The sequence below is a fragment of the Nitrospira sp. genome (assembly GCA_029194675.1).
GTDB lineage: Bacteria > Nitrospirota > Nitrospiria > Nitrospirales > Nitrospiraceae > Nitrospira_D.
The window spans coordinates 390,905-405,369 of sequence record JARFXP010000003.1; the positions used below are offsets into that span (position 1 = coordinate 390,905).

At 55.9% G+C, this 14,465-nt stretch carries 14 protein-coding genes; 5 read left to right on the forward strand and 9 right to left on the reverse strand.

The window, feature by feature from the left end; translation table 11 throughout:
- Positions 1–230: 230 nt before the first annotated feature.
- Positions 231–506, reverse strand: a complete 276-nt coding sequence (locus P0120_16785) for a hypothetical protein (protein ID MDF0675966.1) — start codon at positions 504–506, stop codon at positions 231–233.
- Between the two features lie 279 nt (positions 507–785).
- Here P0120_16785 and P0120_16790 point away from each other — a divergent pair, with 279 nt between their 5' ends.
- Positions 786–1,190, forward strand: a complete 405-nt coding sequence (locus P0120_16790) for a hypothetical protein (protein ID MDF0675967.1) — start codon at positions 786–788, stop codon at positions 1,188–1,190.
- A 15-nt stretch (positions 1,191–1,205) separates the two neighbouring features.
- Here P0120_16790 and P0120_16795 read toward each other — a convergent pair whose 3' ends face one another.
- Positions 1,206–1,787, reverse strand: a complete 582-nt coding sequence (locus tag P0120_16795) for a hypothetical protein (GenBank protein ID MDF0675968.1) — start codon at positions 1,785–1,787, stop codon at positions 1,206–1,208.
- A gap of 62 nt (positions 1,788–1,849) precedes the next feature.
- Entirely contained in the window at positions 1,850–2,134 is a 285-nt protein-coding gene (locus P0120_16800) for a hypothetical protein (protein MDF0675969.1), read from the reverse strand.
- Between the two features lie 434 nt (positions 2,135–2,568).
- Here P0120_16800 and P0120_16805 point away from each other — a divergent pair, with 434 nt between their 5' ends.
- Positions 2,569–3,726 (forward strand): aminotransferase class I/II-fold pyridoxal phosphate-dependent enzyme, encoded by a 1,158-nt coding sequence (locus P0120_16805; protein MDF0675970.1) that lies wholly within the window; start codon positions 2,569–2,571, stop codon positions 3,724–3,726.
- A 76-nt stretch (positions 3,727–3,802) separates the two neighbouring features.
- On the opposite strand, the gene P0120_16810 is transcribed toward P0120_16805, so the two are convergent.
- Positions 3,803–4,609, reverse strand: a complete 807-nt coding sequence (locus P0120_16810; protein ID MDF0675971.1) for a 3'(2'),5'-bisphosphate nucleotidase CysQ — start codon at positions 4,607–4,609, stop codon at positions 3,803–3,805.
- 93 nt (positions 4,610–4,702) lie between these two features.
- On the opposite strand from P0120_16810, the gene corA reads away from it, so the two are divergent.
- A complete protein-coding gene (corA, locus tag P0120_16815) occupies positions 4,703–5,758 on the forward strand; it encodes a magnesium/cobalt transporter CorA (protein ID MDF0675972.1) in 1,056 nt (351 codons plus the stop codon).
- A gap of 178 nt (positions 5,759–5,936) precedes the next feature.
- Here the strand turns inward: corA and P0120_16820 are convergent, their stop codons facing one another.
- The 3 genes from P0120_16820 to leuC are packed head-to-tail and all read right to left on the reverse strand — an operon-like array spanning position 5,937 to position 8,330.
- Positions 5,937–6,281 (reverse strand): hypothetical protein, encoded by a 345-nt coding sequence (locus P0120_16820; protein MDF0675973.1) that lies wholly within the window; start codon positions 6,279–6,281, stop codon positions 5,937–5,939.
- A 14-nt stretch (positions 6,282–6,295) separates the two neighbouring features.
- Entirely contained in the window at positions 6,296–6,919 is a 624-nt protein-coding gene (gene leuD / locus P0120_16825) for a 3-isopropylmalate dehydratase small subunit (GenBank protein ID MDF0675974.1), read from the reverse strand.
- 7 nt (positions 6,920–6,926) lie between these two features.
- A complete protein-coding gene (gene leuC / locus P0120_16830; protein ID MDF0675975.1) occupies positions 6,927–8,330 on the reverse strand; it encodes a 3-isopropylmalate dehydratase large subunit in 1,404 nt (467 codons plus the stop codon).
- Between the two features lie 333 nt (positions 8,331–8,663).
- Here leuC and P0120_16835 point away from each other — a divergent pair, with 333 nt between their 5' ends.
- Complete coding sequence (locus tag P0120_16835; protein ID MDF0675976.1) at positions 8,664–8,888, forward strand: hypothetical protein; 225 nt, start codon at positions 8,664–8,666, stop codon at positions 8,886–8,888.
- Positions 8,889–10,073: 1,185 nt separating this feature from the next.
- Here the strand turns inward: P0120_16835 and P0120_16840 are convergent.
- Together P0120_16840 and P0120_16845 are read right to left on the reverse strand one after the other, a co-directional pair.
- Complete coding sequence (locus P0120_16840; protein ID MDF0675977.1) at positions 10,074–11,057, reverse strand: hypothetical protein; 984 nt, start codon at positions 11,055–11,057, stop codon at positions 10,074–10,076.
- Between the two features lie 6 nt (positions 11,058–11,063).
- A complete protein-coding gene (locus P0120_16845) occupies positions 11,064–12,452 on the reverse strand; it encodes a tyrosinase family protein (protein MDF0675978.1) in 1,389 nt (462 codons plus the stop codon).
- 1,116 nt (positions 12,453–13,568) lie between these two features.
- Between P0120_16845 and P0120_16850 the strand changes: the two genes are divergently transcribed.
- Positions 13,569–13,760, forward strand: a complete 192-nt coding sequence (locus P0120_16850; GenBank protein ID MDF0675979.1) for a hypothetical protein — start codon at positions 13,569–13,571, stop codon at positions 13,758–13,760.
- The last annotated feature ends 705 nt before the right edge of the window (positions 13,761–14,465 follow it).

Sequence of the window (14,465 nt, forward strand, 5' to 3'; positions counted from 1 at the left end):
CTATCAAACAGCCTTCCCTGTTCACTGTAGCGTTGTGCCACGTCAGCGAAGGGCCATGGTGGTCGAATGCAACACAAAGATTCTCTATGGCGAATGTCCCGCTGGTCCCGACAGAGACAACAGTGGTCCCTCCGGATGGAGTCCGAGGGAAACAGAGGCTTCTCAATAGAGGAAAGTTACAACCGGAGTCGCAAACAGGGAAATCATACTGCCACTTCTGGTAGGTCGGCTCACCATTGATCTCGGAACAAGAGGAAGTACCCGACTGCGACCGCGATCGCTTGGAACAGGATCAGCCAGCGCATGAGACCCCATTGTGTCCTCGCGCGGCTTTCCTCCAGTCTCATTTTCGCTTGCAGAGAAGGTTGTGAGAGGATAAACGAGGCAACCATCTCCCTCGCCTCCTCACGGCTCATGTTTCGTTCCAGCTGAACCTGTTCGATTGCTTTGCTGCGGTCGCCTTGCGACAGCGCCTCCAGGGCTTTCATGGGAAGATCGTATTCCACGCGTGCTTCCTCCGTCATGGTGACCGGAGAAGTCTATCAGAAAAGACCGCTGCTCGTCTTCCAGATTTCCACAGTGACTCCGTTTAATGGGCAGCGATGCAGTATCCTCGATTATCCCCTGGTCAGTTTCTATATAATGTGTGTGCCGACCCAAACCCGCACGTCTCACAGTCGATGACGTATTGAAGAGGAGGACCGTCATGAATAGACTTTCAGAGGTTTGGCTGAAACCTCACCTTGCCAACGTGAACCGCGAGTCCTTTATAGCGTGCAGCTGATTTGGACTCGCGAATCCTACAAGCGGCAGCCCTCTACTTTCTTCTGGTGTTCGGTGCGGGGTTCGTGCTGGGAATCGGGCGAGTCCTCATGGTTGTTCCACTGCTCGGTGAGCGCACCGCAGAACTCTTGGAAATGCCTCTGATGCTCATCGTCATTGTCGCTGCAGCTGCATGGTTAGTCCGTCGCGGGCTCGATGATGGTCGGCTGTCTTCAGCACTCACCGTCGGGTTCATCGCTCTGGGAATGGTTTTGATGGCCGACTTGGCTGTGGGAATATGGCTCAGAGGACTGTCGACAACGGAAGTCTTTCTCGATCGCGATCCAGTCTCAGGCGCTGTTTACTATGCGGCTCTCCTGTTCTTCGCTCTCATGCCGACCATCATCACGCACGTTCGACAGAGCTAGACCCTTTCGCGCAGATCAGAACAGTGGGTGGTGCGGGGCTGATGCGAATGGGGCGGCAGCCGGCACCTCTCCGGCATTGCCAAGAAACCGCCAGGCATCACCCTCTTTCACCAGATAGTGGACTTCACGAAACCAACTGTCGAGGGTGACTCGATCGCCCGAGCGTTCGTCGATGCCGTACAATCCTCCCGTGCAGGTCACTTCCGCACGAAGCCCATCGTTCACTCGCGAGACTTTGATATCGGAAAATAAATGGAGTGATTCCACAGCCTTGTAGTGTTCAAACACCTCGCCCCATACCCGTCGCACGTCGCTTTCTTTCAACCCATGGTAGTCGTAGGACGGTGCATAAAACTGCATGAGTGCGTCGATATCCTCCTTTTTCAGCGCCACCTCCGCACGTTCGAACGAGGCGAGCAGCCCTTTCACAACCGGATGGCCCAGCAGGCGGCTCTGTCGCGTGACCGTTTTCCCCTCCACCAACAAAATCGTTTCAGGCAACACTTGCACCGTGGCCGTCACTACAGCGGGCACAAGGGCCCAATACAAGGCTAGGCTCAGCATGATGACCATGGGCAACTTTCTGCCACGTTTCATGTTGCACTCCTTACGTCGACTTAGGCTAACCTCAACTCTCGGCCGCCTACTCCCTTTCTCTATCACCCAAGGCCATGCATCACGAGATACGCCATTCCTGCCGCAAGCAGCAGAAATCCCATCAGCCAACGAATAAATCTCTGTTGGGCCGTGGCGAGCACCTGGTCCATCTTTTTCTTGAGGGCCGGCTGAGAGACGAGATAGGCTTCCACCTCTTTCTTCGCCTCTTTCAGGCCGATATTCCGTTCTTGACGAACAACCTTGATCGCCTCGATCAAATTCCCATGCCGCAGCGCCTCAACCGCCGCTTTGGGAATGTCCGAAGAACGCCGTGGTTTATTTGTCATGTTATCGCCGGAAGAACGCGCCGCGATTGAGGGCGGAGACGAGCACCCATACTCCGTCTCCCGACCCGATGGCAACTGCGGATAACCTTGATTGTGGGCCCACGCACTGCCCTTCTCTCGCTCAGGTCACGCACGACACCTCACAAGTGATGGAACGAAAGGCGTCTGCGATGGCTCTATTGAAGTCCAAACGACATGAGAGTCAATAGAATCCGATGTCTTCACCGTACCTCCCGTAGGCGTATGATCGCCACAATATGCGATCACTATTAGTCTACCCTGAGAGACGACCTGAGCACGCATAATATATGTCTTCCTTGGGGTGATGCCTACAACCGCTCCTATCGCGCTCCGAATTGTGACCCATCTTGACGTCGTCATAATCCTCTGCCACAAAGGATACCGGCCCAGGAAGGTTAAGCAGGAGTATGGTGATGCGAACGGTCAGTCGACGGATGGCGGATCTCGCCCAATCGGAGATTCGGGCGATGACACAGGCTTGTGCGAGCGTGAAGGGTCTCAATATGGCGCAAGGTGTTTGTGATACGCCGGTGCCTCCGATCGTTCTTGAAGGGGCGGAGAAGGCCATCAGGGACGGGTACAATGTCTACACTCGCTTCGATGGGTTGCCAGAACTCCGGCAGGCCATAGCCAATAAGCTGGCCCACTATAACGACCTTCACGCCGACGCTGAAACGGAAGTGACCGTCAGCGCCGGGGCTACCGGCGCCTTTCACTGTGCCTGCGCGGCACTCCTCAACCCCGGCGACGAGGTCATCTTGTTTGAGCCGTACTATCAATACCATATCAGCGCACTCGTGGCCGTCGAAGCCGTTCCTGTAGTCGTCAAAATGCAGCCGCCGGCATGGACGTATTCACCGACCCAGCTCGAGCAGGTCCTGACGCCGAATACGAAGGCCATCATCGTCAATTCGCCCGGCAACCCATCGGGCAAGGTGTTCAGCCGAACGGAACTTGAGGCGCTGGCACATTTTGCGTGCCGACACGATCTGTTCGTCTTTACCGACGAAATCTATGAGTACTTTCTCTATGATGGGCGGAGCCACGTGGGCATGGCCTCCTTGCCGAATATGGCCGAACGGACGGTGACTATCGGTGGGTACTCGAAGACGTTCAGCGTCACAGGGTGGCGCATCGGATACAGTGTGGCTGCGCAGCGATGGACAAAAGCGATCGGCGCTATGAACGATCTCCTCTACGTCTGTGCGCCAGCGCCGCTCCAAATGGGTGTGGCTCACGGTATCAGAGAATTGCCCGACGATTTCTATGGAACCCTGGCTCGAGAATATCAGCATAAGCGCGACAAATTTTGCAGCGCTCTGGACGAGGCGGGACTGACGCCATCGATCCCAGAAGGAGCCTATTACGTATTGGCCGATGTCTCGCGGCTTCCAGGAGACAGTGGAAAAGCTCGGGCCATGTATCTATTGGAACGGACCGGTATCGCTGGTGTACCAGGAGAGGCCTTTTTCACGGGACAGGCCGGGGCCAATTATGTTCGCTTCAGCTACGCGAAGACGGATCCTGATCTCGATGAGGCTTGTCGACGTTTGACTCAAGCCGATTTCTAGAATCCTAAGAAGATCTCTCCTCACCGGCCACAATAGACAACTTCCGATAAGCACTCGCTTCTAAACGCAAGCGCGGTTATTCATCGTCTCCAGAGACCGAGCAAGTCAGGAGCTTGAGCTGTCGAGAGAGTGCATCGGGGCAGTGCTGGCTGGTGGCGATGATTCCGCAAAAGCGAGGCTCGGGCCGGTTAAAGGTCAGGCCACGTCCGCTCCCGTCATAGATGATCCCACCTGCTTCCTCGATCAGGAGGGTTCCCGCCGCAACATCCCATTCATTTTCCGGTTCGAGCGTTGCGGCTCCATCGATGCGTCCGTTCGCTGTGAGGCCAAGCGCCCAGGCGATGGAGCGAATCGGGGGGCTGCTCATAACCGGCACAAGCGATGCGAAGCGGCCGATTTCGCACTCCCATGGACTCAGGGCGACCAGCGGTTGCCGGCTGCCGCGCGGATTTTGTGGGGTAATCAATCTGTCATTGAGATGAAGCCCTCCTCCTCGAATGGCCGTGAATAACTCGTCCGTCGAAGGGTTGAAGATGGCCGCCACAACCGGTTGACCTCCTTGAATGAGTGCGACGGAGACACAAAACTCCGGCTCACCACTGATGAACGCTTTCGTCCCATCTATCGGATCGACGACCCAGACCCGCGTTTTGCGGAGCCTTTCCAGTTCATCCGGCGATTCCTCTGATAGCCAACCATCCAGAGGGAAGGCCGACCGCAGGCGAGATAGGAGAATCTGATTCACGGCGAGGTCTGCCGAGGTCACCGGAGAATGATCCGGTTTCTGGGTTATCTCGAACCCATCGGCGGCGAATCGTAAGGCCTCCCTCCCGGCCGATCGGATTGCATCGATAAGGACTTCCAGCTCGTAGGCCCATCCCATGACAGAAGAGTAACAAGCCTGAAGACAGAAGAAAAGGAGCGATCTCGTCGGTCGCTTGACCTGACACAAGAATCTGCGTACAAGCACGCTATCATGAAATTGGTCCAGAAACGGTCAAGGAAGTCGGGACTCTCGCCCGGAACGCTCATCCACATCGGCGAGGCGCGAACCGAGGCCGTCACTATGACCCTGTTCAATTATGCCGGTGCCCGATGCGAAGAGCATGTCGTCACGGACGCGAATGAGATTCGACTGCCCGCCGACGAAACGGTCACCTGGGTTGATGTCGGGGGCGTGCACAGGATCGACATCTTGGAAGCCTTCGGCAAACAGTTCAATCTCCACCCGCTTTTGCTGGAAGACATCGCCAACACCGATCAGCGCCCCAAGCTCGATGACTATGAGGCATATTTCTTTCTGGTCATGAAGATGCTCACGACCTCTGCCCGCGGGGACATACTGGTCGAACAAGTCAGTTTCGTCCTTGGGCGTAACTACGTCCTCTCGTTCCAAGAGAATGGAACCGACGTGTTTCACCCGGTGAGGGATCGCCTCCGAGGTGGCAAGGGGCGGCTTCGTCAAAGTGGATCGGACTATCTGCTCCATGCACTCATTGATGCCGTGGTCGACCAATATTTCGCTGTTCTCGAAATGCTCGGCGAGCGGATTGAATTGCTGCAGGAACGAGTGATCGCCGACCCCAAGCAGGATATACTCAAAGACATTCATGCGCTCAAACAGCAACTCCTATTCGTGCGGCGCGTCGTCTGGCCCCTGCGGGAAGCGATCAACAACCTGTCTCGATCGGAATGTCCATTTTTACATGAACCCACCAAGGTATTTTTTCGAGACGTCTACGACCATGTGGTGCAGATCGTCGACACCATCGAGACATTGCGAGAAATGGTCTCCGCGAGTCTCGACATCTACCTATCAAGCGTCAGCTATCGGCTGAACGCCGTCATGCGGGTGCTGACGGTGATCACGACGATTTTCATGCCGCTCACCTTTATCGCAGGCATCTACGGCATGAATTTCGAGCATATGCCGGAGTTGAAATGGTCCTGGGGTTACCCGATGGCATTGGGCGTAATGGGAGTCGTGACGGCCGTGATGCTGATTGGGTTCCGCCGAAAGAAATGGCTTTAGCAGGATGTTGAAAAAGCCCTCCAGCTTCGTTCTCACGTCGCTCAGAGACTCAACGTACGGCAAAAAGTACGCTTCGCCTCTTCGCTAGCTGCAGCCTTGCCCGTGGGAAGGCGCGTCTAGGCGCGCCGGGGTGGGCGGGTGAGAATGACGGTCTTTTTGAACATCCTGGTGTCTGATACTACTCTTCTTGAATTTCCACCTTGTCCACGAAATAGGTGGTCTCACCGAAGCAGGTGGTCGGAATATGGCGATACTCTTTGTAATGCAAGATCACACGTTTCCCCATCACCTCCGATAATTGCGCGGCGACTTTATCGTCCCAGATCGTAAAGTCCCAAAGCAGAGGTGCCGTTCCCGGCACGGTTGTCATGGCCAACTCTCCTTCATGCGTCTTACAAAGCCAGCCCTTCGAGGAAAATTTTTGGATGTACCCGGCTCGGTTTCCATCGGAATAGGTCCAGTTGAACACGACAATGAGGTAGGCCGCGCCCACAAAGAAGAGAAGCGTCAGAAACAGTTTCACTGGTATCTCCTCAGTTAAGCATGGAGGTCACCGAACAGCCAAGGAACCTCAGCCTTCCGCCGAGATTCATAGGCCGTGATCGCATGTTCGTGCTGGAGCGTGAGGCCGATCGCATCAAGTCCTCGGTAGAGGCAATCCTTGCGGAAGGGGTCGATCTCGAACCGATACACGCTCCCCAGCGGGGTGGTCACTGTTTGGCGGCCCAGATCAACCGTCAGCTGGTAGCCCTCAATACTGAGTACGTCCTTCATGAGCGGCGGCACCTCTTCAGCTCTCAACACCACAGGAAGGATGCCGTTCTGAAAACAATTGTTATAGAAGATGTCCGCAAAACTCGGCGCAATGATGCATCGGAACCCCTGATCCAGCAGGGCCCAAGGGGCATGCTCACGGGATGAGCCACAGCCGAAATTGTCGCGGGTCAAGAGGATCGTCGCACTCCGATAACGAGGCTGGTTTAAGAAGAATGATGGATCTGGAGAGCCGTCTTTTAATTTCCGCCAATCAAAGAACAGACCTTCGCGCAACCCAGTGCGCTTGATCGTCTTCAGAAACTGCTTCGGAATCACCTGATCGGTGTCGACGTTCACGCGATCCAGGGGAGCAACGAGCCCGGTCAGTGTCGTGAAAGGTTCCATTGCGTAATCAGCTCCAGTGCCGGATATCCACAAAGTGCCCTTCAATGGCCGCGGCCACCGCCATGGCCGGCGACACCAGATGGGTGCGGCCTCCAGCTCCCTGGCGCCCTTCAAAATTCCGATTACTCGTAGAGGCACAGCGCTCACCGGGCCTCAGTACATCGGCATTCATCGCGAGACACATGCTGCAGCCAGCCTCCCTCCACTCGAACCCTGCCTCGCGGAACACTCGGTCGAGTCCTTCCGCCTCCGCCTGCTGCTTGACGAGCCCCGATCCCGGCACCACCATGGCATGCACGGTCTTCGCGACCTTCTTGCCCTTCGCGAAGCCGGCGGCGAGCCGAAGGTCTTCGATCCGCGAGTTCGTACAGGAGCCGATGAAAACCCTATCGATCTTAATGTCGGTAATCGGCATATTGGGTGCTAGCCCCATGTAAGCCAATGCCCGGTCGGTGGCATTCTTTGTTTTCTCATCCGGCATCGCTCGGGGATCCGGAATATTCTGGTCCACACCAAGTACCATACCGGGGTTGGTGCCCCAACTGACTTGCGGCGCGATCTGTTCTGCCTGCAATGTGACGGTTGCATCATACGTGGCGTCAGAATCGGTCTTGAGCTGCCGCCATGCCTGGGTCGCCTGTGCGAACAGCTCTCCCTTGGGCGCCAACGGTCGGTCCTTGATATAGGCAATTGTCTTGTCGTCAGGGGCGACCATGCCTGCACGAGCCCCACCCTCGATCGACATGTTACAGAGGGTCATACGGCCCTCCATGCTGAGGACTTCAATTGCCGAACCGGTATATTCGATGACATAGCCGGTTCCCCCGGCGGTGCCGATCTTCCCAATGATCGCCAGAATAATATCCTTGGCTGAGCAGCGGTCGGAGAGAGTTCCATCGACGCGTAGTTCCATTGTCATGGGTCGCTTCTGCACCAAACATTGAGTGGCCAACACGTGTTCCACTTCACTCGTCCCAATGCCGAAGGCCAGGGCACCAAACGCCCCATGGGTGGAGGTGTGGGAGTCACCACAGACGATCGTTGTACCAGGGAGGGTGAAGCCCTGTTCCGGGCCGATGACATGGACGATACCCTGGCGTATGTCGCTCATGTTGAAAATGGAGATACCATAGTCCTTGCAGTTATCTTCAAGTGTTTGAATCTGAAGGGCGCTCACTTGATCGGCGATCCCAAGCCGCCGGTCTGTGGTCGGGACGTTATGATCCGGCACAGCCAATGTCGCAGCGGGCCGACGAGGACGGCGCCCTGCGAGTTTCAACCCTTCGAAGGCCTGAGGCGATGTCACTTCATGAACCAATTGTCGATCGATGTACAGCAGCGTCGTTCCGTCCGGTTCTGACCGGACGACATGCGAATCCCAAATCTTATCGAATAAGGTCTTGCCTGCCATCTCAACTCCTACCCATCCCAAGCGCAAACCACGCTATTATACAGAGAAGTCCTAGGGCTTTGACAAGGTGCCTGTGCGTCCTCTGTTAGTTCGCCGGCGACACCTCGCCGAGCCTACTCCGCCATAGTAGTCAACAGTAGTCAACAGGCTACGAAGGCTGAAAGCCCGTCTCGTTCACGGACACCACCCATTCCTCCATGGCTTCAGGACTTGCCTCTCGATCTAGCGGCGTGAACGCTTAACGGTTAACGGTGGGAATGAGCCGCAACGAGAACATGCGGGCGATCCGCAGACAGGACATGCTTCCTGAGCTGGCGGTGAGGAAGATTATTCATGGTTTGGGCGATCGAACTGGTTCCATTCGAGCAAGGCAGTCTGACAGCGGCGCAGTTTGACCGGCTTGCCGAAGTGCCGCCCGAGCTTGAATGGGTCGTAAACATCACCAATGAGAAAGCCCGCCGTGCCTATAAAATCGACAGGAGCGAGTTTTCAGAATTCCTTGGCCTAAGAAGGCCTGATGATTTTCGAACCGTGACGCGCGCGCACGAGATCGCATAGCGTGAAACGCTCGAGGGCCGGGAACTATCCGCAGCGACGATTCGGCGGAAGCTCTCGGCCCTCACCTCGCTGTTTGATTACCTGTACGAGCGCAACGCCATATCCGGCAATCCGGTGGACGGCCTGAAGCGACCGATGGCGAACAGCAACGAGGGCAGCACCCCTGCTCTTTCGGATGAACAGGCGCGGCGGCTGCTCGAAGCGCCTCCGGAGGACACGTTAAAAGGGGTACGCGACCGTGCCATTCTGGCTTCGTTACTCGATCAGGGCATGCGCCGGGAGAACTGTGCAGGCTGGCTGTCAAGGATATCCAGAGCCGCGAGGGCGTGAAGCACTTCAAAGTGAAGGGCAAGGCGGGAAGATTCGATATGTTCCCGTGCATCCGCTCGCGCAGCGGTTCATTGAACATTATTTACAACTTGCCAGTCGCGACAACGACGAAGACGGGCCGCAGTTCCGTCCGGTTTTGAGTAATCGCACGGGAGAGCTTGAGAAGCCGTTGGATCCGAATTCAATCTATAGAAACGTCGTCAGAAAACATGGGCAGGAGACAGGCCTGAACATAGAGGTCAACGGGCTGTGTGTTAATTCGATGTGCGCGACGGCCGCCACGAATGCCCTCTCGCATGAAACAAGACGCGGCCCGAGGATTCCCTTACGTTTCGGGTGCGGTATTAGCGTCCCCGCCATTCTTAAGCACGGCTTCGTCCACTACGTATTTTAGTATCCGCCGACGCGGGGGAAGTGTGTATCTAGTATCTGAGAAGATCAAGAGTGTGGTCGCCAAGAAGGCGTCCCCGAGCTATCGTACCAGGGGAATCTCTTCCCACCGCGTTGTATCGCGCGGGCTTCTTGCGGGGCGCGTGTTGGGATGTCTCTCTTCAGGGAACGGTGTCTGAATCCACTCCATTGTCGTTGTGCAGACGAGGCATGACCAGACTTATAGGGATGGATTTATATCTTGAAATGGCCTCTAATGTCATTCTGTCGCGTCATACAGTGCACCCAGATTCGGGATTTCGAACCTGGTTCCCGCCGCTCTTGAAAGACGGTAGCGATGGAAGTCGGGCCCGCCGGGCAGCTTCCCGCTTTAGTTCCACTATCGCGAATTCATCTGTGTTCAATGTACTTAGGAATGGAGGTATGTCATGGCTTGCATTGCTCATTCACGGCTAACGACGTTGATTATTGATTCGATACGCCATGGGCGAGCAATCGGGCAAGGGCAGCCGTGATCGGCTGCCCAGTCCTTTGTTCGACGAACAACCATTGTCCGGCGGGGTTGATTTCAAGAAACACATACTTGTTTTCCGGTGTCAGCCGCATGTCGATCGCGCCATACATCAAGCCGAATCGCGACAGAAGCATCTTTAGTCGACTGGTGACTTCGTCCGGCAGGGTAATGCTCTCGGTATGTGCCCGCGACATTTCCATGCGGAAGTCAACCGGGTATGAAGTTTCTTGTGAATAGATGGCGGCTGGAAAGAGTTCCTCACCGACCGCCGTGATACGAAGATCGGCAATGGCAGGCACGTATTCCTGGAAGATGACGGGAGCATAGCGCACCGCGTCCAGCGCCTGTAATTCGGCCGGGCCTACAAGCCTAGTCTCTCGCCATTCGTGAATGGTGGCGGAAAACGCTTTGCAGATTGTGTGCCCAGCGCCGACCTCCTCAATGAAGCGGCGTGCTTCTTCCGGATCGTTCGTGATAAGGGTTTTTGGAATGTCCAGACCGACTTCCTGAGCGATGCGCAGTTGAAAGGCTTTGCGGCTCGCAACGTCATCGCGGCTGGGATGATTGATCCACCGAGCATCGAGGGCATTCCAAAAACCGGCAAAAGCCTCCGATGCTTCGTTGTAAGCAAAGGTCTGATGTGTACCGCGAGTGACCTCAGGGTGAAGTTTAAACGATTGAGGGCGACGCCACCAGACGGAGCGAATGTCGGCGCATCGGATTTCCGGCGTGGATTGAGAATACAGCGAGAACGAACGGACTCCCTTCCGCTCGTATGCCATCACGAGCCGAAGCTGCTGAGGAAACTGTGAAAGGTCGAGTAACCGCGCGTCGGCTCCCAGACGCCCAAGTTCAGCCAGGACCGCCGTCGCATGTTCATCCACGGCGTGAGAGACAAGCAGGATCACACCGACCGCTTTTTGCTTGTTAGGCACTGAGCCTCAGCAACACCCTCCTTCATGCTGCGCGAGTTGCTGGTATTCTGCCTGCAGCGCGGCGTATTCTTGACGAAGCGCCATCAGTTGCTGTTCTTCGTTGGACGTGAGAAGACCCTGTCGCTGCGCATCTTCCCGTTCCATGATCGCTGCCTCGCATTGGGCGAGGGCGTTCTCACGCTCCGCAAGCGCCGATTGGAATGCGTCCGGAAAGCTCTGAGTCCATGCCATGGAGTGATGCGGAGTGGCAAGGATGAACGGCGCGGACGACCGCCCCGCAGCACCTTGACTCATCTCTCGCACACCGGCCCTCGGATCGGGCAGGCCGGGGCCCGGCGTCACGCCGTCATCGGCAACCTTGAGTGTCCCACCGTCGTCGGAAAATTTCATCGTCGGCGTATCGTCCCGAAATTTGATGGTGGGCGGGCTATCGTCTCGAAACTTCAGTGTGGGCGGAATATCATCCCGGAATTTCAGAGTCGCGATATCATCTCGGAATTTCAGTGTGGGCGGAATATCGTCCCGGAATTTCAGAGTCGCGATATCATCTCGGAATTTCAATTTGGGCCGGCACTCGGGTTCCGTATCGTAAGCGTATCCCAGCGCTTGATGATCAAGCACGCTGCCGGGAGTCACCGTCTGACCTATGCCGGCCCACGGCTGCATCGCGTCTCCCAGATTGTGGCCCTGGGCCGCTCCGTTGACCGGCAGATACCCGGCGCCGGGATGGAGTCGTTGCCAATCCGCCCAGAGCTTATCTACGAAGCAGTGGTGAAGGAAGAAGATGGGATCGTTGGGAGAGGACATGGGCAACATAGATCCACCGACCCATACATGCACAAGGTTGTGCAATTGAGGACCTGATATCCATCCTTCAAGGCGATTGCGAAATCCCGAGGCGGACAATCGAGTATACGGCGCCACGTCGTAGACCGTTTCGTTGAGAGCGGACGTGACGTCACTCGGCGTGGGAAGCGAGGGTGCCGAAATCCCGAAGCGACGTCGAAGGAATGGCCCATCGACATTCAGAGTCCAGTTACCGTTCGCATGGGCAAAAGGCCCGGTCATCACTTGTCCGTCGGAAGGCCGGCCATCGCCGCCCATGAACGTGATGTCCCATAGAGACGAGCTTGGTGAATTGTCGACCGTCCAATTCCAGTATGGAAGCGTGACGCTCGAATCAATCGTTTGGAGGTCCAGCTCGAACCGCCGAAGATACTCGCGATGCCATGGTAGAAACGCAGGTCCTCGATGGGCATCGTTCATAGCATTGATGTGTTCTTGCACGTACTGGTCATACTTGCCGTTTGCTTTCAGCGCCAATACGGCTGCCACATAGTGTCCCTTTTCCTGAGCCGTAAGGGTTGCTTGATTCTTTCGACAGCGAAGTGCCATTTCATCCTCCTGTACCAGAAGTCCACGTTAGGGTCCATAGACACTTCCGAACTATTTCTCGCCGTGATTGCGATCAGGTTTGTGACTCGGGTGTGAGCCGTGGCCAGAGTGTGGCTCAGAGACACTAATCTCAGCTTCTCCCCATTGGCGAATGAGATCTTCGGCCAACTCATACGGGGAGCCATAAACTTTAAACATGCTCGCGTGCGAAAGAAATCCGTCCTCTGCTCTTTCAACAGGGATCTCGTTCCCGTCTATACGGAGACGAACCGACGCATCTTCCTTTGTCAACGCCCTCTCTCGTCCAGCATCAACCTCTATAGTGTGTCCACGGTAGACAGTTTTGTCCGGACGTTGCCCCTCTTTCTCCGGTGAAGCAGTCCGATGTCGGCGTCGCCTGTTTGTTTCCTTCGGCATAGCAGACCTCCCCTCGTTTGAATCTCATAGAGTAAGGGAATGCGATTTAAGCATCAATGCACCGAGCGGTTAAGCCGATGTGTATAGGCTGACCCTTGAAGCCCAAGAGCCGTTAAAAACAGTGTCCTAGTTCGAAGCAGGAATCAGTAGGCAGATGGGCTTGTCTGCCCACAAAGGTCTATCTTGCTCGACTAACTAACTTCCGTAAATCGATTGATCAACTTTTCTCCTTGCTGCATGTGTTGGATTGCGATGTCGATCTCGAAGTTCGCTCCAAATACTTCAGCGGGAGAGCAATAATAGCAGATCGGACAAAATATTGTTATAGCGAAGATAGATAGTGAGGAACATTTAGAGTGGCGGTTTTAGAAGTGCCCCATTTTTTATATGAATATAAAGGAAGAAAAAAGTCTCGAGTCGAATGTAATTGAGGAACGAAAGCTAGTTTTCACACTGTCGGCCAAAGATGCCTTAAGTGGGAATACAATAGTCCACCGTCGACTATAATAGGAGGGAAGACTTCCAGGAGGGAGACTTTGGAGTAGGATTCACATTCGAAATTAGAGCCACATCCCTAAGCCAAGTCTAACAGTCCCAGTGGAGCGGACGGCTACACCGTGGCCTCTTTTTGAGATCTGTTGTGGCTCCATACCGCTAGGCCGCCGCACTCAGGTGGGGTCCTGCGCACAGGAGGACAAGATGTCAGATCTACCGGCCATCAGCATAACCGTTGTTCCGCTGCCTAACGGAGGCTGGAGCGTCCAGCTCCGCCCGGCAGGACCAGCTCTCCCCGAGAACGCTTCCGCAAAGGACATGGAGCTCGCGCGCGCCTGTTATCACATCCTGCGGGAGCAGGTGTCGTTTCAGGTCACGCGCGCGTTTGCCGCCTGACCGACTCGTGGACCGGTGCGCGGAGCTCATAAGGGGGATGGCTGCGAGCCCGCGGGTGCTGATTAGCCCCACGCCGGTCCACCCAACGCCCTCGCCGACGGGTGAGGAACTGAGTCGCCTCGGCCGCGAGCCACGCGAAGGGTGGCGCCATGCGGCAGCCACGAATTCTGTGTTTCGGCACCATGGACGCGGCCGGGTACCGACAGTTCTCTGGGGCACACGCTGTGCCAGGGGCGGCAGAGAGAGACCAGCCGGCGTCTCTGTCTCGCCTTGATCCTGATGGGTGACGGGTGCGACTCAGTGGTGGGAGTCGACACCACCGGAAGGAGAACGGGGACGCGCGTCAGGCCTCACACGGGGGAGTGGTGTCCACACAATCCCAGCGCACGATGCCTGAGGATGGAAAGCGACGTGCGGAAGGTGTCGTGTGCCTCTTGACTGGAGTCTTCGAGATGGTCGACCCCTTTTCATTGTCCTCCCAATAGCGCAGATGAGGAAGTCATATCTGGGAAGTGGTTACAGGAGCTAGACATCGAACTTACCAAGCTTCGAGGCTGAGCGGCTCACTTGGATGTCCACTACACCTTTACACCTTCCGTCACCGTCACGTGGTTACCGTCGGACTCCTACCGGACGCCAAAGGCCGTTCCCACCGCGCGCTCAGGAATGGCGTGGTTTCCCTGCCACAGTAACCACCTCCATTCC

What these genes read in the sequence shown, in the direction of transcription:
- corA (MDF0675972.1), top strand. Translation starts at nt 4,703, where the DNA reads ATGAAATTGGTCCAGAAACGGTCAAGGAAGTCGGGACTCTCGCCCGGA.
- P0120_16835 (MDF0675976.1), top strand. Translation starts at nt 8,664, where the DNA reads ATGGTTTGGGCGATCGAACTGGTTCCATTCGAGCAAGGCAGTCTGACA.
- P0120_16810 (MDF0675971.1), bottom strand. Translation starts at nt 4,609, where the DNA reads ATGGGATGGGCCTACGAGCTGGAAGTCCTTATCGATGCAATCCGATCG.
- P0120_16800 (MDF0675969.1), bottom strand. Translation starts at nt 2,134, where the DNA reads ATGACAAATAAACCACGGCGTTCTTCGGACATTCCCAAAGCGGCGGTT.
- leuD (MDF0675974.1), bottom strand. Translation starts at nt 6,919, where the DNA reads ATGGAACCTTTCACGACACTGACCGGGCTCGTTGCTCCCCTGGATCGC.
- P0120_16795 (MDF0675968.1), bottom strand. Translation starts at nt 1,787, where the DNA reads ATGAAACGTGGCAGAAAGTTGCCCATGGTCATCATGCTGAGCCTAGCC.
- P0120_16805 (MDF0675970.1), top strand. Translation starts at nt 2,569, where the DNA reads ATGCGAACGGTCAGTCGACGGATGGCGGATCTCGCCCAATCGGAGATT.
- P0120_16845 (MDF0675978.1), bottom strand. Translation starts at nt 12,452, where the DNA reads ATGGCACTTCGCTGTCGAAAGAATCAAGCAACCCTTACGGCTCAGGAA.
- P0120_16850 (MDF0675979.1), top strand. Translation starts at nt 13,569, where the DNA reads ATGTCAGATCTACCGGCCATCAGCATAACCGTTGTTCCGCTGCCTAAC.
- leuC (MDF0675975.1), bottom strand. Translation starts at nt 8,330, where the DNA reads ATGGCAGGCAAGACCTTATTCGATAAGATTTGGGATTCGCATGTCGTC.